The 15454-nt window shown below is 63.9% G+C and carries 18 protein-coding genes; all 18 read right to left on the bottom strand.

Annotated elements, in window-relative coordinates:
- Positions 1 to 7 precede the first annotated feature (7 nt).
- The gene (gene rimP / locus FJ956_RS07715) at positions 8 to 640 is read right to left on the bottom strand and encodes a ribosome maturation factor RimP (protein ID WP_140673204.1); all 633 of its coding nucleotides are present in this window, start codon (positions 638 to 640) and stop codon (positions 8 to 10) included.
- A gap of 155 nt (positions 641 to 795) precedes the next feature.
- The gene (locus tag FJ956_RS07710) at positions 796 to 1083 is read right to left on the bottom strand and encodes a type II toxin-antitoxin system RelE/ParE family toxin (protein ID WP_140673202.1); all 288 of its coding nucleotides are present in this window, start codon (positions 1081 to 1083) and stop codon (positions 796 to 798) included.
- Complete coding sequence (locus tag FJ956_RS07705; protein ID WP_181170085.1) at positions 1080 to 1322, bottom strand: CopG family ribbon-helix-helix protein; 243 nt, start codon at positions 1320 to 1322, stop codon at positions 1080 to 1082. The genes FJ956_RS07710 and FJ956_RS07705 overlap by 4 nt, the downstream gene beginning before the upstream one ends.
- Positions 1323 to 1372: 50 nt before the next feature.
- On the bottom strand, positions 1373 to 1705 hold the full coding sequence (locus tag FJ956_RS07700; RefSeq protein ID WP_140673200.1) for a DUF1778 domain-containing protein: 333 nt from the start codon (positions 1703 to 1705) through the stop codon (positions 1373 to 1375).
- 69 nt (positions 1706 to 1774) lie between these two features.
- Positions 1775 to 2485 (bottom strand): tRNA (guanosine(46)-N(7))-methyltransferase TrmB, encoded by a 711-nt coding sequence (locus FJ956_RS07695; protein ID WP_140673198.1) that lies wholly within the window; start codon positions 2483 to 2485, stop codon positions 1775 to 1777.
- Complete coding sequence (gene metK / locus FJ956_RS07690; RefSeq protein WP_140673196.1) at positions 2482 to 3747, bottom strand: methionine adenosyltransferase; 1266 nt, start codon at positions 3745 to 3747, stop codon at positions 2482 to 2484. The genes FJ956_RS07695 and metK overlap by 4 nt, the downstream gene beginning before the upstream one ends.
- Positions 3748 to 3911: 164 nt before the next feature.
- Complete coding sequence (locus FJ956_RS07685; protein WP_140645345.1) at positions 3912 to 4334, bottom strand: helix-turn-helix transcriptional regulator; 423 nt, start codon at positions 4332 to 4334, stop codon at positions 3912 to 3914.
- Positions 4335 to 4474: 140 nt separating this feature from the next.
- A complete protein-coding gene (gene lnt / locus FJ956_RS07680; RefSeq protein WP_140673194.1) occupies positions 4475 to 6064 on the bottom strand; it encodes an apolipoprotein N-acyltransferase in 1590 nt (529 codons plus the stop codon).
- A 184-nt stretch (positions 6065 to 6248) separates the two neighbouring features.
- Positions 6249 to 6719 (bottom strand): VOC family protein, encoded by a 471-nt coding sequence (locus tag FJ956_RS07675; protein ID WP_140673192.1) that lies wholly within the window; start codon positions 6717 to 6719, stop codon positions 6249 to 6251.
- A 12-nt stretch (positions 6720 to 6731) separates the two neighbouring features.
- Positions 6732 to 7805: a hemolysin family protein gene (locus tag FJ956_RS07670; protein WP_140673190.1), complete on the bottom strand. Its 1074-nt coding sequence runs from the start codon at positions 7803 to 7805 to the stop codon at positions 6732 to 6734.
- Between the two features lie 27 nt (positions 7806 to 7832).
- Entirely contained in the window at positions 7833 to 8330 is a 498-nt protein-coding gene (ybeY, locus tag FJ956_RS07665) for an rRNA maturation RNase YbeY (RefSeq protein WP_140673188.1), read from the bottom strand.
- Positions 8331 to 8341: 11 nt separating this feature from the next.
- Complete coding sequence (locus tag FJ956_RS07660) at positions 8342 to 9334, bottom strand: PhoH family protein (RefSeq protein ID WP_226892268.1); 993 nt, start codon at positions 9332 to 9334, stop codon at positions 8342 to 8344.
- Positions 9335 to 9471: 137 nt separating this feature from the next.
- Positions 9472 to 10881: a tRNA (N6-isopentenyl adenosine(37)-C2)-methylthiotransferase MiaB gene (gene miaB, locus FJ956_RS07655; protein ID WP_140673186.1), complete on the bottom strand. Its 1410-nt coding sequence runs from the start codon at positions 10879 to 10881 to the stop codon at positions 9472 to 9474.
- Positions 10882 to 11026: 145 nt separating this feature from the next.
- A complete protein-coding gene (locus FJ956_RS07650; RefSeq protein WP_140673184.1) occupies positions 11027 to 11827 on the bottom strand; it encodes a lysophospholipid acyltransferase family protein in 801 nt (266 codons plus the stop codon).
- Positions 11828 to 11953: 126 nt separating this feature from the next.
- Positions 11954 to 12448 (bottom strand): ribosomal protein S18-alanine N-acetyltransferase, encoded by a 495-nt coding sequence (rimI, locus tag FJ956_RS07645; protein WP_140673182.1) that lies wholly within the window; start codon positions 12446 to 12448, stop codon positions 11954 to 11956.
- Positions 12448 to 13137: a tRNA (adenosine(37)-N6)-threonylcarbamoyltransferase complex dimerization subunit type 1 TsaB gene (tsaB, locus tag FJ956_RS07640; protein ID WP_140673180.1), complete on the bottom strand. Its 690-nt coding sequence runs from the start codon at positions 13135 to 13137 to the stop codon at positions 12448 to 12450. The genes rimI and tsaB overlap by 1 nt, the downstream gene beginning before the upstream one ends.
- A gap of 123 nt (positions 13138 to 13260) precedes the next feature.
- Positions 13261 to 14364 (bottom strand): DUF1513 domain-containing protein, encoded by a 1104-nt coding sequence (locus tag FJ956_RS07635; RefSeq protein ID WP_140673178.1) that lies wholly within the window; start codon positions 14362 to 14364, stop codon positions 13261 to 13263.
- Between the two features lie 4 nt (positions 14365 to 14368).
- Positions 14369 to 15448, bottom strand: a complete 1080-nt coding sequence (locus FJ956_RS07630) for an imelysin family protein (protein WP_140673415.1) — start codon at positions 15446 to 15448, stop codon at positions 14369 to 14371.
- Between the last annotated feature and the right edge of the window lie 6 nt (positions 15449 to 15454).

Genomic DNA, 15454 nt, shown 5'->3' with positions numbered 1-15454 from the left:
CACTCAATCAACTTTCCTGTTCGGTTTCATTTTCCTCGCCGGCGGCGGCGTCTTCCGCTTCGCCGCGGCGCTTCCTGGCTTCCTTGCGCGCCCGGTTGTCCTTCGACAGGGCATCGCGGATGAGATCGTCGGTCAGCACCAGCCGGGCCTCTGCGATCGCGTCGTAAGGCACGCGCACCGTCGGCTCTTCGCCATAGGCCGCCTTGTCGCGCTCGATCAGGATGCCGTCGGCATCCGCCTCGGCGATCTTGCCCTTGAAGCGCTTGCGATCGCTGACAAGAACCGATGTCTCCAGCTTGACCAGATGGCCGGTCCAGGCGGTGAAATCCGACTTGCGCACCAGCGGCCGGTCGATGCCTGGCGACGAAACTTCCAGATGATACGCCTTTTCGATCGGATCATCGACATCGAGCGCCGGCGACACGGCGCGGCTGACCTCTTCGCAATCCTCGACGGTCATGGTGCCGTCCTCGCGTTCGGCCATGATCTGCAGCGTCAGCCCGTTCTGGCCGGTCAGTTGCACCCGCACGAGACGGAAGCCGATGGCTCTCAACACCGGCTGCACGATCAGCGCAATGCGCGCATCGATACCGCTTTCGCGGATGATACGGTCGTCGGCCTCGCTTGCCGCTGCAGTCATCAGATCCCTGTCGCTTTCTGCTTCCGGCCGGCAGGTAACAAAAAAGAGCGGGACCGGGTGGACCCACTCTTCGTCATATCGACCAAGAATTTGAGCCTGATATAGACGATCCCGAATTGCGTTTCAAGTCTGCAGGCAAAGGCTGCGGCATGTGTCTACAATTGGCGTGGCCATCGCTGAGCCGCATGCATCACGGTGAGTATCTCGATCTCGCTCCCGACAACACGGTAGGGAATTATGTACGGGATATCAGCCAGGACCAGCTCTCGTGTCCCTTTCACCCGCCCGACCCGTCCCATGGCGGGTTGCTCGGCGAGCTTGTCCGCACAGGAAACGATCCGTGCAACGACCCGTGCCGCGGCTGATGGATTGTCCTTTTCGATGAAAGCGCCAATCTGGTCGAGACGGCGCACGGCGCGCTCTGTCCAGCGGATCCGCTTCATGGTTCGGACTTGACGTATTTCGCTATGACGCCGGCCAAATCCTTCTCACTTGCAAATTCTCCTCGATCGGCTTCGTCAAGGCCGGCCTCGATCTCGGCAAGTTGCCATTCTTCCCTGGCGACATAGTCTTCGATCGCTTGAGCCGCGACGTAGGAACGGGAGCGATCCACCTTTTCGGCAAGTTGGTCGAGCTTGGCCACAGTCTCATCCGGAAGCCGTACGGTGAAGGCGCTCATCATCCTGTCTCCATTCTGGTTCATTATGAATGTGGTGGAACCAAGTTGGTTCGTCAATTCCGCACGTCGTGAGGCGGAGCGGCGACGCAGCGCTTCGTCGTATAACCAGCTTCCCAAGGCGCCGACCGCTTTGCCAGTTCGACCATATCAAGAACCGGCGCGGCCGGGGCCGACAGAACCTCCATGAACTCCGCGAACCCTTCCGGGCTCATGCGAGCAAGACGGTTATCCATCAGTACATCCTCGGCCGCGCGCACGGCGGCGTCGCGCACGAAATCCGTGCGGGATTGGCCGCGCAGAGTGGCGGCACGATCAATCATCGCCACGTCCGCTTCCGGCAGGCGGATCGAGATCGGATATTCCTTACGTTCAACCGAGGCGGCCATGACTGTCTCCTGCCCTGCAATACAGCGATCTGTAGCGCTATATGCAATACAGAGGCCCGCCCGACCTTTCTATTTCCGGATAAAGGTCAGATATGCGGGCCGCCGTCCCTCGCGGATGGCCTTGGCCTCGTAGCGCGTGCCGGGCCAGCCCTCATAGGGCCGGTGCCAACCGGAAGCGTCCTCGGCCTGCCATGCGAAAGCGCCGTGATCGCGGCAGGCAAGCAGCGTCCAGTTCACATAGCTGTCGATGTCGGAGGCGAAGCGGAACCTGCCGCCCGCTTTCAGCACCCGGGCGAAGCGGCCGAGATTGGCCGCGCCGACGAAGCGCCGCTTCCAGTGCTTCTTCTTCGGCCATGGATCGGGATAGAGCAGATCGATGCCGTCGAGCGAGGCTTGCGGCAGCCAGTCGAGCAGGCGCGTGGCGTCGTCGTCATAGACTCTCAGATTGGCAAGCGGCGCCTTGGCAAGCGCCGTCATCATCTTGGCCATGCCGTTGACGAAAGGCTCGACGCCGATGAAGCCGGTTGCCGGCGATTCCGTCGCGCGATGCAGCAGGTGCTCGCCGCCGCCGAAGCCGATTTCCAGCTGGAGCGCCGAAACCTGTGCCTTGAACAAGGTCTTGAGATCGGCCGGCGCTTCCGCCGCCAGGTCGACCCGGTATTCGCGCAGACCGCTTTCGAGGGCGATCGCCTGCTGCGGGCGTATAGTCTTGCCATGCCGGCGACCGAAGAAGCCTTCGGTCGCCCGGCTCGGCCTGTCCTTTGCGTCCGCTGGCGTCAGGCGGCGACGGCGTCCTTGAGCGCCTTGGCAAGATCGGTCTTCTCCCAGGAGAAGGAGCCGTCGCGGCCGGCCTTGCGGCCGAAATGGCCGTAGGACGAGGTCTTTGCATAGATCGGCTTGTTGAGATCGAGATGACGGCGGATGCCCGACGGCGACAGGTCCATGACCTTGCGCAGCGCATCCTCGAGCTTCGATTCGTCCACCTTGCCGGTGCCGTGCAGGTCGACATAGACCGACAGCGGCTGGGCGACGCCGATGGCATAGGAGAGCTGGATGGTGCAGCGGTCGGCAAGCTTGGCCGCCACCACGTTCTTGGCAAGGTAGCGCGCCGCATAGGCGGCCGAGCGGTCGACCTTGGTGGTGTCCTTGCCCGAGAAGGCGCCACCGCCGTGGGGTGCCGCGCCACCATAGGTGTCGACGATGATCTTGCGGCCGGTGAGGCCGGCATCGCCGTCAGGCCCGCCGATGACGAACTTGCCGGTCGGGTTGATGTACCAGTTGCAGTCCTCGGCGATCTTCAACTCGCCAAGCGCCTCGCGGATATAGGGCTCGACCACCTTGCGGACCTTCTTGGAGTCCCAGCTCTCATCGAGATGCTGGGTGGAGAGCACGATCTGCGTGACTTCCGCCGCCTTGCCGTCGGCATAGCGCACGGTGACCTGGCTCTTGGCGTCCGGGCCGAGCTTGCCGGCCTCGCCATTGCCTTCATGGCGTGCCGCCGCCAGCAGTTCCAGAATCTTGTGGCTGTAATAGATCGGCGCCGGCATGAGGTCGGGCGTCTCGCGGCAGGCGTAGCCGAACATGATGCCCTGATCGCCCGCGCCTTCCTCGCCCTGGCGATCGGCGGCATTGTCGACGCCCTGGCCGATGTCGGGCGACTGGCCATGCAGCAGCACGTCGATCTTGGCGGTCTTCCAGTGGAAGCCGGACTGCTCGTAGCCGATCTCGCGGATCGCCTTGCGGGCAACCGACTTGAACTTGGCCGGGTTGACCACAGGGTGGCCGGACACATCCTTGAGGACGTTGCCCGCCTTGTCCTTCTTCAAAAGCGTGTCGGGGACGCGGACCTCGCCCGCGATGACGACGCGGTTGGTGGTGGCCAGCGTCTCGCAGGCGACGCGCACCTTCCACGGATCCATGCCCGTCTTCTTGGCCTCGCGATAGACCAGATCGACGATCTCGTCGGAGATACGGTCACAAACTTTGTCGGGATGACCCTCGGAGACGGATTCCGAGGTGAAGAGATAATTCTGCCGCGTCACGGGTGTCCCCTCTTGAAAAAAGATCGGCAGGCTGCCGATTTTGGCGCGCCACGTGTTAGCGGTGCCGGGCGCCGCTCGTCAAGCGGCGCGACGGATCTGGCATGAATGTAGATAAGGCCGGCTATGCCACCGGCGGCAGAGCGCCGCCGGCGGCATTAGGCAAATCAATCGGCATCCTCGGCGGAGAGCGCCTTGACCAGATCGATGATCCGGCGGCGCACCTTGACATCGCCGATCTTGACGAATGCCCGGTTGAGCTGAAGCCCTTCGGGACTGCCGCAGAATTCGATGGCGAACGCCATCGAGGAGTCTTCCGCAAATCCTCGATTGCCGCCGCCGGCCTCCTCGCCCGGGGCATCCTCGAAGAAGAAGGCGACAGGAACGCTCAGGATGGAGGCGATCGCCTGCAGACGGCTGGCGCCAACCCTGTTCGTGCCCTTTTCGTACTTCTGGATCTGCTGAAAGGTGATGCCGAGATTCTCACCCAGCTTTTCCTGGCTCATTCCAAGCATATTGCGACGCAGCCGGATGCGACTCCCGACATGGATGTCGATCGGATTCGGCTTCTTCTTGTTCTCTTCTGTCATTTTTTCCTCGCCGAATTTTTCCGGCTTTTTCTATTTTGTTCCGCCCATATGAAGCCGGAGCCACCTGCCCCAACAGAACCCTCCAACCGACTTCGAGAAAATTTTAGGCGTTACAGTATGAGTTTCTAATGTGCCGACTGTCAATTCACCCGTAGCCGCTGCCTTACATTCAATGTGAAGGCAATCAGCGCAAACAGCAACATGATCAGCAATCCGTTAATGCGCCGCTGTTTCGCAGACAGGAGGGCGCGCCCAGAAACCGGCACATGCGCGTCGATGGCGCCGCGCGCGTCGACGGCAAGCGCGTCGATAATGCGCCCGCGCGAATCGACGACTGCGGAGATGCCATTGTTGGCCGCGCGCAGCAGCGGCAATCCATTTTCCACGGCCCGAATCTGGGCCTGCCTGAAATGCTGATACGGGCCTGGCGTGTCGCCAAACCAGGCGTCGTTGGTGACGTTCACGATTACGTCAGATGACGCAGAGTCGGCGGCGACGAGATCGGGAAAGATAACCTCGTAGCAGATGAACGGCGCGGCGCGCAGGCCGCCCGGCACGGCGATCGGATGGCGCTCGTTGCCGCCGGCGAAATTCATCGGTCCGGCGACGAGCTGGCCTATGCCGAAGCGTTCGAACAGGTCGGCGAAGGGCAGATATTCGCCGAAGGGCACCAGATGCACCTTGTCGACGGCATCGACGATCTCGCCCTTGTCGTTGATCGCCACCACGGAATTGTAATAACGGCTGCCGGCATTGGCCGATCCGCCCTCCTCGCGCACGACACCGGCAACCAGCATCTGGCCGTCGGCCAGCATGTCGCCCAGTGCCGTCAGCGCGTCCGGACGCTCGGTGAAGAGAAACGGCACCGATGTCTCCGGCCACAGAATGAGCTGGGGCTTGGCGTGACTTTCTTCGGGCGCTTTCTCCGATATCCCCAGCAAAGTCGCGAAGATGCGGTCGCGCACCGAGGCGTCCCATTTTTCGCTGAGGTCGACCGCGGGCTGGACGATGCGGACGTCGATGGATCGCGTCGCCGGCTCGGCGGGCATGGCGAGCCTGAAATAGCCGAAGCCGACATGGGCGGCGGCGAGGACGACGAACAGGGCAACGCCCAGCCTCAGATGCCGGCGCGCCGCCACCAGCGCGGGTAGCGAAAACAGGAAGACGGCGAGCGCGTTCATGCCGATCATGCCGGTCACCGACACGCTCTGCATCAGAAGCGGCACAGGCATCGCCGCATAGCCGACGGCGTTCCAGGGAAAGCCGGTGAAGAGGAAGTCGCGCAACCATTCGGCAAGGCCGAACCCGAAGGCAAGGGCGGCGATACGGCCGATATCGCTGCTCCAGAGCAGCCGCGCCACCACGGCGGCAAAGCCATAGAAGAAGGCCAGAGCGAAGGGGATGCCGACGACGGCGAAGGGCAAGGCCCAGGCGAAATTGTCGGCCTCGACCAGCAAGGCCTGGCCGATCCACCAGAGACCGGCGAGGAAGTAGCCGAAGCCGAACCACCAGCCTGTTGCGAAAGCCGGCCGCAAGCGCCGGAACCAGCCATCGGAAGCCTCGCCGGTGGCGCCGTCAAGCAGCCAGACCAGGACCGGGAACGACACGAAGCAGACGGCGAAGAAATCGTACGGCGCCTGGGCAAGCACCGCCAGCGCTCCGGCGGCAAACGCCACCAGCGCCCGCCGCCACCCCCACAGCAGAATTATCCGGCCGGCAAAGCGCAGCATCAAGCTTCCCAAGTCGCGCGAATCAGGGAGCTAGAGGTTTAACAGGCTGCGCCGCCCGATCCAAACCCAGATAAGCGCAGCCTGATACACCGTCGCGCTACAGCGGCAACCAGTATCCCGCCATAGCTCTTTGCCTTAGCCGCATTTCTGCAACGCCAAGCGGTTCCGCTTGGCTGCAAAATGCTCAGTTGTGCCAGCCCTCGATCCGCAGGCCGCTCAGCCGCTCGGCCTCGTCCTTCGGGACAACGCGCAGGGTCTGGCTGAACGTCCAGACATGACCCTCGGGATCGCGGGCGCGGTATTGACGCTCGCCGTAGAAATGATCCGTCGGTTCTTGAAGAATTTCCGCGCCGGCCGCACGTGCCTCTTCGCAATGAGCGTCGATATCTTGCAGCAGACGGACATAGATGGCTTGGGTGTTCTTGCCGCCGACCGAGGCCGGGCTGGCGACATGCTCGGCCCATTCGGAATCGACGATGATGTAGCCGTCGCCGAAACGCATTTCGGCATGGACAAGCCGGCCGTCGGCGTCGCTTACCACCATGCTCGGCTCGAAGCCGAAGGCCGCCTGCAGCCAGGTCAATGCAGCGCGCGGATCCTTATAGAAGACGCCTGAGCCGAGAACGGCATGCTTGAACGGATCGTCTATCGCCATCGGACGGCGATATCAGGCCTGCTCGGCGCGCGCGGCACGGCGGCGACGCTCGCCTTTCTGGCTCTGCACGATGCGCACACGCTTGACGCGGCGCGGGTCGGCGTCGAGCACGTGGAACTCGAAACCTGGGATGGCCTGCACCACTTCGCCGCGAGCGGGGACGCGGCCGAGCGTGTTGAAGATCATGCCGCCGATCGTGTCGACATATTCGCCGTGCTCGCCGGCGGCGAAATCCTCGCCGATCATCTTGGCGACCTCGTCGATCTCGGCCTTGCCGTCGACGACGAAGACGCCGTCGCCGGTCTGCGTGATCATCGGCTCGTCGTCGTCATGCTCGTCCTCGATGTCGCCGACCACCATCTCGACGATATCCTCCAGCGAGGCGAGGCCGTCGGTGCCGCCATACTCGTCGATGACCAGCGCCATCTGCGTGCGGTTCGTCTGCATGCGCCCCATCAGGTCGGAGGCAAGCATCGAGGGTGGCACGAACAGCACCGGGCGGATCAGGCTGAGATCGCCGATGGTGCGCGCAAGGTCGACCTGGGTAAGGTCGAGCGCGGTCGACACCGGCGCCTTCGCTCTGTTGCGGCCCTTCTTGACGCGAGCGAGCTTGGTGATGTGGGCGAGCACGTCGCGGATGTGGACCATGCCGCGCGGATCGTCCAGCGTCTCGGAATACACCGGCATGCGCGAATGGCCGGACTGCTCGAACAGGCCGAGCAGGTCGCCAAGCGTCGTGTTGATCTCGACCGCCTCGATATCGGCGCGCGGCACCATGACATCCTCGACCCGCACTTCGCGCAGGCGAAGAATGTTGTTGAGCATGGCGCGTTCGCCGGGCGAGAAGGATTCAGCGTCGGTCGCCGTTTCGGCGAGCGCGCCGGCAATCTCCTCGCGCAGGCTGGTGCCGTTGCGGTGCCGGAACAGGCCGAGCACGCGATCGAAGAGCGAAGGACCGGCATGCGTCGACTCCGCGGCCGCGCTGCCGGCGGGAATACTCGGACTGGAGCCCTCTTCCGTCTTTTCGGAAGGCTTGGCAGCACTGCCGGCGTCCGGACGGGCGGCAGTTTCTGGTGTGTCGTTCATCGCCATCGGGTCAATTGAGCTTTTTTGTTACGCGTAGGGATCCGGAATGGCAAGTCTGGCAAGCGCCGCGCGCTCGATCGCTTCCATCTCCTCGGCCTCGGCGTCGGTCTCATGATCATGGCCCAAAAGATGCAGCAGGCCATGGATAACGAGATGGGTGATATGGTTCGCAACCGGCTTGTCTTCCAGTGCCGCCTCGCGAGATACCGTCTCGGAAGCCAGCACGATATCGCCCAGCATCGGCGGCAGCTTGCCGCCTTTCGGGAACGAAAAAGCCGGAAAAGACAAGACGTTGGTGGGCTTGTCCTTGCCGCGCCATTCGGCATTGAGCGTCCGGATATGGGCATCGTCGGAAAAGACGATGCTGAGCTCGGAAGCGCCGCCCGCGCCGGTCTCGGCAAAAGCGGCCGCAACGGCGCGATCGACGAGGCGTGTCAATTCGGCTTCCGCAGGCCAAGCGCCCGCCTCGACGAAAATATCGATATCGACCGGCGCTTCGCCGCCAAATTCCGGATTTTGAGCCATAGGGCCTATAATCAGCTTTCGGCGCCCAAGCCTCGCGCCAGCTTGCCGTCGCGGTCATAGGCCTTGACGATCTCGGCGACCAGCGGGTGGCGCACCACATCGCCCTCGTTGAAGCGGACCGTGACGATACCAGGCACCCCGTCGAGGACGCGCAGCGCTTCGACCAGACCAGACTTGGTGTTGGGCGGAAGGTCGATCTGGGTCGGATCGCCGGTGACGATCATGCGCGAGTTCTCGCCGAGACGGGTCAGGAACATCTTCATCTGCATCGGCGTGGTGTTCTGCGCCTCGTCGAGGATCACCGCCGCATGCGCCAGCGTGCGGCCGCGCATGAAGGCCAAGGGTGCGATCTCGATCACCTCGGCCGCGATCGCCCGCTCGACCTTGTCGGCCGGCATCATGTCGTAAAGCGCGTCGTAGAGAGGCCTCAGATACGGATCGACCTTCTCCTTCATGTCGCCGGGCAGGAAGCCCAGCCGCTCGCCAGCCTCGACGGCCGGACGCGACAGAATGATGCGCTCGACCATGCCGCGTTCTAGCAGCATCGCCGCATGCGCCACCGCCAGATAGGTCTTGCCGGTGCCGGCCGGACCGATGCCGAACACCATTTCGGAACGCTCCAGCGCCCGCATATAGGCGTCCTGGTTGAGCGAGCGGGCATAGATCGTCTTCTTGCGCGTCGCGATCTGCGCGGCGGAGACTTTGCCCTTGCGCTCCATCGTCGGCAGCGTCAGCTGGTCGTCGGCGGCGATCGCCATGCGCACCGCGCCATCGACGTCCGACTGTCCGATGTCGACGCCCTTCTGCAGGATGCCGTAGAGGGTATCCAGCGCGCGGCGCGCCTGTTCGGCGGCGGCGGCGGAGCCCTTGATCGTCAGCTGATTGCCGCGCGAGCGGATGTCGACGCCGAGCTTCTGCTCGAGCCGGGCCAAATTCTCGTCGAACTGACCGTAAAGGGCGCTGGCTAGCTTATTGTTGTCGAAGGTCAGTACGATGTGCGCCATGTCGGAGGCCCCGGACGCCTGGTTCTGGGGCGGATTCTTCAGTTCAGCAGCGCTCAACCGTCTCTCCTCATCTGCCGAGGCTTGTGGCTATGCATGTCGTCGTCCCAAAACCGCAGGGCACTTTTGGGCGACATGCATCAGACCAACTCGGCGAACAGGCTGTTGTAGCCCGTCCTTGTGATTCGTACCTCGATAATGTCACCGATTCCGCCGGCCTTGTCGTCAACAATAACCGGCTGCAGCCAGGGCGAACGGCCAACTTTCTGGCCGGCCTGCCGGCCAGGCTTCTCGATCAGCGTGCCGATGGTCTTGCCGACCAGGCTCAGGCCGAAATCCTGCTGCTGCCTGAGAAGGAGAGCCTGCAGACGCTGCAGACGCTCGTCCTTCACCGCTTCCGAGACATGGGCATCCATTTCGGCGCCCGGCGTGCCGGGGCGAGGCGAATATTTGAACGAAAAGGCCGAGGCATAGTTCACCTCGCGCACCAGTTGCAGCGTCGCCTCGAAATCTTCCTCGGTCTCGCCGGGGAAACCGACGATGAAGTCGCCGGACATGGCGATGTCGGTTCGGGCGGCGCGGATGCGCTCGATGAGCGCCAGATAGTCTCGCGCCGTATGCCGGCGGTTCATCGCCTTGAGGATGCGGTCCGAGCCGGATTGCACCGGCAGATGCAGATAGGGCATCAGCGCCGGCAGATCTCGGTGCGCGGCGATCAGTTCGTCATCCATGTCGCGCGGATGGCTGGTGGTGTAGCGCAGCCGCGCCAGGCCGGGGATTTCCGCCAGACGGAACAGCAGACGGCCAAGGCCCCATTCCTCGCCATTTTTGCCGACGCCGTGCCAGGCGTTGACGTTCTGGCCGAGCAGCGTCACCTCGCGCACACCCGCCTCGGCCAGGCGCTCGGCCTCGGCGACGATCTGCGCCACCGGGCGCGAAACCTCGGAGCCGCGCGTGTAAGGCACGACGCAGAAGGTGCAAAACTTGTCGCAACCTTCCTGCACCGTCAGGAAAGCGGTGACGCCGCGCCTGGCAAGCTCGGCGCGCTTCGGCTGCGGCAGATGCTCGAACTTGTCCTCGACGGCGTACTCGGTCTCGACGATCTTTTCGCCGCCACGGACCCTCGCCAGCACGTCGGGCAGCCGGTGATAGGTCTGGGGGCCGATGACCAGGTCGACCGCTGGCGCGCGGCGGATGATCTCGGCGCCTTCGGCCTGCGCCACGCAGCCGGCGACGCCGATCAAGAGCTCGCGGCCGGCCACGGCGCGTTCGGCTTTCATGTCGCGGATGCGGCCAAGCTCGGAATAGACCTTTTCCGCTGCCTTTTCGCGGATATGGCAGGTGTTGAGCAGCACCAGATCGGCGTCTTCGACGGCGTCGGTGGCGACATAGCCGTCGGCGACCAGCGCATCGGTCATGCGCTGGGAATCGTAGACATTCATCTGGCAGCCATAGGTCTTGACGAAGACCTTTTTCGCCGTCCGGTCCGTGCCGGCCGAATGCTCGGCGGCAGCACCGATGCCGTGGCTTTCAATCGTGTTCAATTCCATCGGGCGGCTTCTAGCGCCTTTCCGTGACAAAAAACAGACGAATCTGCCTGAAGCAGGTCGTCCCGACAGGACGGGCTTCAAGTCTTTTTTCTTTATGTATGTCGTCATCCCAAAACCGCTACGCACTTTGGGCGACATGCATCGGCTACCGGCTCTTGGCCGGGTCCGCGAGCACGGCCTGCATCATCTGGCGCACCCTGGCTTCCATCAGCCTTGCCGTTTCCTTTCGGTTCGAGCTCTTGGAGAAAGGCACAGGCTCGCCGAAATGCACCTCGGCATCGATCGCGCCTTCGGCAAGCAGCGTTTTCAGGTGCGGCATCAAATCCTGGTCGCCGATCCAGGCGGACATCGGCCGATGGCGACGACCCATCGGCATGCCGTGGAGGCGCGTATAGGCGATCGCCACCGGCTGGATGAAGACCTGGTCCGCCGCTCCTTCCGAAATCGCCATCGATGCCGCGCCGAACAAGGTGCTCTTGAACGGCAGCACGAGGTTGCCGTCGCCGGTGGAGCCTTCGGCAAACAGCACCATGGCGTCGCCTTTAGACATCCTCTTGGCGATCTCGCTCGCCTGGTCTCCGGAGGTGCGCCTGCGCTCGCGCTCGATGTAGACGGTGCGCTGCAGCTTCGACAGCATGCCGATCAGCGGCCAGCCTTCCATGTCGGCCCTGGCGATGAACTTCACATCGACAAAGGAGCCGAGCACCATGATGTCGGTCCAGGAAATGTGGTTGGCCGCCACCAGAACGGGACGTTCCCGGGCAAGCGCACCTTTCACATGCACCCGCATGCCCAGCGCCCGAAGGATCATGCGATGCCAGATTTTTAGTATGAAGGTCTCGGGCCAGACGCCCGTCTTCATCGACAGGATCTGCAGAGGCACCAGCACCAGTGAACAGACGACGACAAAGCCGAGCGCCAGGAAAATCCGCAATTTCTTGATCATTCGCTCCGGCCCCAACATTACAGCGCCGCGCGCCTTGGGCGCGCAAAGGACGCTGTAACACTCCCACTTGGCGCATGATCCTTTCCGAAAATCGGAGCCGATTTTCGGGGTCATGCGCGCCTGTGGCTAGCGAAGATCGCGGCGCATGACAAGCGCGCCGGTCGGACCGTGCTCGGTCGAACGATAATAGTTGGGCCGATGGCCCACCTGGCGGAAGCCGAGCCTGCGATAAAGCGCAATCGCCGGCGCATTGGTCTCGTCGACCTCGAGGAAGAGCGCTTCGGCGCGCTGCGCATGAAGCTCGCGCAGCACCGCATCCATCAACTGCCAGCCAAGGCCTTGGCGGCGATGGCTACGGGCGACGGCCACGGTCAGTATCTCGCCCTCGCCGGCCGCCAGCCGCGCCAGCACGAAGCCGACCGGCGGCTTGGAGCCTTGGCCGGTCTCACGTGCGGCATAGCCGAAGACCGTATCCTGCTCGAGGAGTGCTGCGAATTCGCCGTCGGTCCAGGGCCGCACGAAATCCTCGCGATGCAGCACCGAAACAGCGGCGCTGTCGGCGACCGTCAGCGGTTCCAGCGCATAGTCCCTGCGGCGCGGCTGAAAGAACGGTATGCGCATCAGGAATCGTTTCCCTTGTCCTGCCTTGGCAGAATGAAACCCGCCTGCGGCTTGGCGTCCGCGCCGCGCAGATAAAGCGGCTTCGGCTTTTCGCCCGGCTCCCTGGCCGAGGCCAGCCTGGCATAGGTCGCGATGTCGGCTGTGGCGGCCACCGGACCAGTTTCGAAGGCACGACCCGCCGCCTTGGCAATCTGCGGCGCGGCGGTCCCGACCAGGACCGCGTCGGCGCCGATGGCCATGGTCACTGCCTCGGAAAGCATGGCCACCGCAGGTCGGTAAGTCTCGACTAACACTTTATCATAGAGCGCCGCGTGGATTTCCTCGCGGCCGGCATCGAGCGCGGCAAGCACCGCGCGCCCGGGAAAGGCATTCGCACCCTCCGCCGCCAGGGCTTCCAGCGTCGTCACGCCGATCGCCGGGATTTTCAGCGCCAGCGCCAGGCCGCGCGCTGCCGAGACGCCGACGCGCAGGCCTGTGAAGGAGCCGGGTCCGATCGAGACGGCAACAGCGTTGAGGTCCGGGTAGCCGATCCCGCCGGCTTGCAGGGCCGTCTCGATGACGGCCATCAGATGCTCCGCATGCCCCTTGCCGAGATCGCGCACCTCACGGCCAAGCTCCTTCCCCGCGCCCGAGTCATAGACGCAGGCGGCGCAGAGATTGGCGGCACAGTCGATGGCAAGCAGCTTCATATGGGCAGCTTCATGTGGCCGTTGACGAACAATTCCCTGTGCCCGCCACGGCCCGCCGCCGCAAGGGCCACGGTGCATAAATATTAAGCGGCTTTGCTTCGGCGCCACAGCGAAATCTTGGTGTCAGGCCGAGACCGCGATGCGCAGCATGTGGTTGTCCCAGACATAGTCAGGCTCGGAACGGATGGCGCCGGCGCCGACGATCTCGCCGGCGCCCGTCGTTGCCATGAAGCCGGCGCCGTCGGGCGCAAGGCCGCAGACCTCGACCAGCGCTCTGGTCGCGACCACGCGCCCGCTGGCGGCGTTGAGGACGGCCAGCGAATTGCCCTCCGGCGAGGTGACGGCGACCGTGCCTGTCGCGGCGTTGGCGGCGACCGAGCCGATATAATTGCGGAAGCCGGAGAGCACATCCTGCGGCATCTCCAAGAGCTCGAGTTCCTTGCCGCGCGCGGCGCGCCCGACCAGCGCCGGCCGGTCGGTCGCCGGCCCGCGATATTGGCAGCCGAACCAGACCGTGCCTGCCTGGTCGCGATCCATGTGGCGGATCGACAGCTGATGCAGCGCTGGCGGCAATTCATGCTTTTCGATGAGGTCGCCGGTGACGCGGTCGACCAGCGTATAGGACGGCTTCATCGTCGCGATGTTGAGCTCGGCCCGGCCATAGTCGGGATGGGTTTCGATGCCGCCATTGGCGATGGCTAAAGTGCGGCCGTCGCCAAGCAGGAGCAGTTCGTGCGGCCCCATGCCATAGGTCGGGAATTCGCCGATGCGGTTGAATTTCTCCTGCGCGTCGTAGACACCCACGACACCTGCCGCGTTGTCGAAGTCGTTCTCCGTCGCATAGAGCAAGGCGCCGTCGGGCGAGAACACGCCATGGCCGAAGAAATGCCGGCCGGCGATGCTGGCGATGGTCAAGGGCTTGTCGCGACCGGCACGGTCGAAGACGACAGCGAAAGTGCCGGGCTGACGGGCGAAGACCACCGAACGCTTCGACACCGGATCGAAGGCGACGTCATGGCCGCGATCCGGCAGATCGACCGTGTGCAGGATCTTTCCCGCCTCGGAGAGCACGGCGGCGCCGAAGCTGCCGTCGCGCTTGACGAAAGCCGTGGCAAACACCGCGTCCGCAGCAAGCGTGTCGGCCCAGGCACGCGGCGCCATGGCGGCGGCAAAGCCCGCGCCCGCGGCGCGCAGGAAATCGCGGCGATCGATGAGGGCGGTTCTCACGGCATCAATCTCCATCCAGCGAGGAGAAGCCGGCGGTCAGGCCGAATTCGGCGGTCACCCTGGTGCCGATCAAGGTCGACAGGCTCGACGTTATCAGCGCGAAATGCTCGAGCTTGTCGCGCTGCGCGGGATCGGCGAGGGTCTTGTCGATCGGACCGGCGATCGATTTCGCAGTCGCCACGGCGTTGCTGAGCTGGATATAGATGGATTCGGCCATCCATTGCGCATCGGCGGGCAGCGCGTCGCCAAGCTTCGAGGCTTGGAACAACTGGTCGATGCCGGAGAGATTTCCGGCGAGCGAAGCCGTCGTGTTCTGCGAACGCCAGTAAATCGCCTGTTTCGGCTTGTCGGCATCGGGTTTCGCGCCGAGAAAGCCCTTGAGCCGCACGTCGCGGATCATTTCCAGCTCGTTGATGAAGACGCCGACCAGTTCCGTCACCGCTTCGTTGCCATCGCGGTACAGCGGGTTTTCCGGCCCCGGATTGGCCCAGAGCGATGCGAAGCCATCGGGCTTTTGCCAGGCATCGCGCACCTCGCCGGCCATCGCTTCGACATTGCCGGCAACCGCCTCACCATAGGCGCAGCGGTAAGGATCGTCTTTCCCGGCAAGCGTTTCGGCGCCGTCGCCGTAAAGCACATATTCGAGCGCGCCGAGGCCCTGCATGGCGACGCTCTTTTGCGCCAGTTGCGCCGGATTGGTAGCTGACGGATCCTTGGACGCCAGCGTGGCCTGCACTTGCCTCAGGCCGATGCTCTTGCGGTCCGGCCAATAAAGCATGCGCTCCAGCCGGTTGTTCTCCTTGATCGGTCCGAAGGCGATGATCTCGGCCGCCGACCAGGCCTCGACCGTGCCGGAGAACGCCGCGCGCGCCGCTTCGAGATTTTGTCCGGACGGCGCTTCGCAAAGCTGGTGCATCGCCTTGGTCAGGCCGGCCGCATGCTCATCGAGGCTGGCATAGGCGGGGCGGACGAAGCCGTCGATCGCGCGGCCGATGACATCGGAGGCCTTCACCGCGGCCGATGCCGGCAGGGAGATCGCCAGGAAAAGCGGAAGGGCAAGCGCGGCGGCCAGGCGTTTCGACATCAGAGC

This window comes from Mesorhizobium sp. B2-4-3 (assembly GCF_006442815.1).
In the GTDB taxonomy this organism is placed as follows: domain Bacteria; phylum Pseudomonadota; class Alphaproteobacteria; order Rhizobiales; family Rhizobiaceae; genus Mesorhizobium.
This window is presented reverse-complemented; position numbering and strand designations above follow the sequence as displayed.

Excerpts from the sequence above, each read along its gene's own strand:
- rimI (WP_140673182.1), bottom strand. The coding sequence starts at position 12,448 with ATGCGCATACCGTTCTTTCAGCCGCGCCGCAGGGACTATGCGCTGGAA.
- FJ956_RS07705 (WP_181170085.1), bottom strand. The coding sequence starts at position 1,322 with ATGATGAGCGCCTTCACCGTACGGCTTCCGGATGAGACTGTGGCCAAG.
- FJ956_RS07650 (WP_140673184.1), bottom strand. The coding sequence starts at position 11,827 with ATGATCAAGAAATTGCGGATTTTCCTGGCGCTCGGCTTTGTCGTCGTC.
- FJ956_RS07675 (WP_140673192.1), bottom strand. The coding sequence starts at position 6,719 with ATGGCGATAGACGATCCGTTCAAGCATGCCGTTCTCGGCTCAGGCGTC.
- tsaB (WP_140673180.1), bottom strand. The coding sequence starts at position 13,137 with ATGAAGCTGCTTGCCATCGACTGTGCCGCCAATCTCTGCGCCGCCTGC.
- FJ956_RS07700 (WP_140673200.1), bottom strand. The coding sequence starts at position 1,705 with ATGGCCGCCTCGGTTGAACGTAAGGAATATCCGATCTCGATCCGCCTG.
- FJ956_RS07630 (WP_140673415.1), bottom strand. The coding sequence starts at position 15,448 with ATGTCGAAACGCCTGGCCGCCGCGCTTGCCCTTCCGCTTTTCCTGGCG.
- FJ956_RS07670 (WP_140673190.1), bottom strand. The coding sequence starts at position 7,805 with ATGAACGACACACCAGAAACTGCCGCCCGTCCGGACGCCGGCAGTGCT.
- miaB (WP_140673186.1), bottom strand. The coding sequence starts at position 10,881 with ATGGAATTGAACACGATTGAAAGCCACGGCATCGGTGCTGCCGCCGAG.
- lnt (WP_140673194.1), bottom strand. The coding sequence starts at position 6,064 with ATGCTGCGCTTTGCCGGCCGGATAATTCTGCTGTGGGGGTGGCGGCGG.
- FJ956_RS07710 (WP_140673202.1), bottom strand. The coding sequence starts at position 1,083 with ATGAAGCGGATCCGCTGGACAGAGCGCGCCGTGCGCCGTCTCGACCAG.
- FJ956_RS07685 (WP_140645345.1), bottom strand. The coding sequence starts at position 4,334 with ATGACAGAAGAGAACAAGAAGAAGCCGAATCCGATCGACATCCATGTC.
- rimP (WP_140673204.1), bottom strand. The coding sequence starts at position 640 with ATGACTGCAGCGGCAAGCGAGGCCGACGACCGTATCATCCGCGAAAGC.
- ybeY (WP_140673188.1), bottom strand. The coding sequence starts at position 8,330 with ATGGCTCAAAATCCGGAATTTGGCGGCGAAGCGCCGGTCGATATCGAT.
- FJ956_RS07660 (WP_226892268.1), bottom strand. The coding sequence starts at position 9,334 with ATGGCGCACATCGTACTGACCTTCGACAACAATAAGCTAGCCAGCGCC.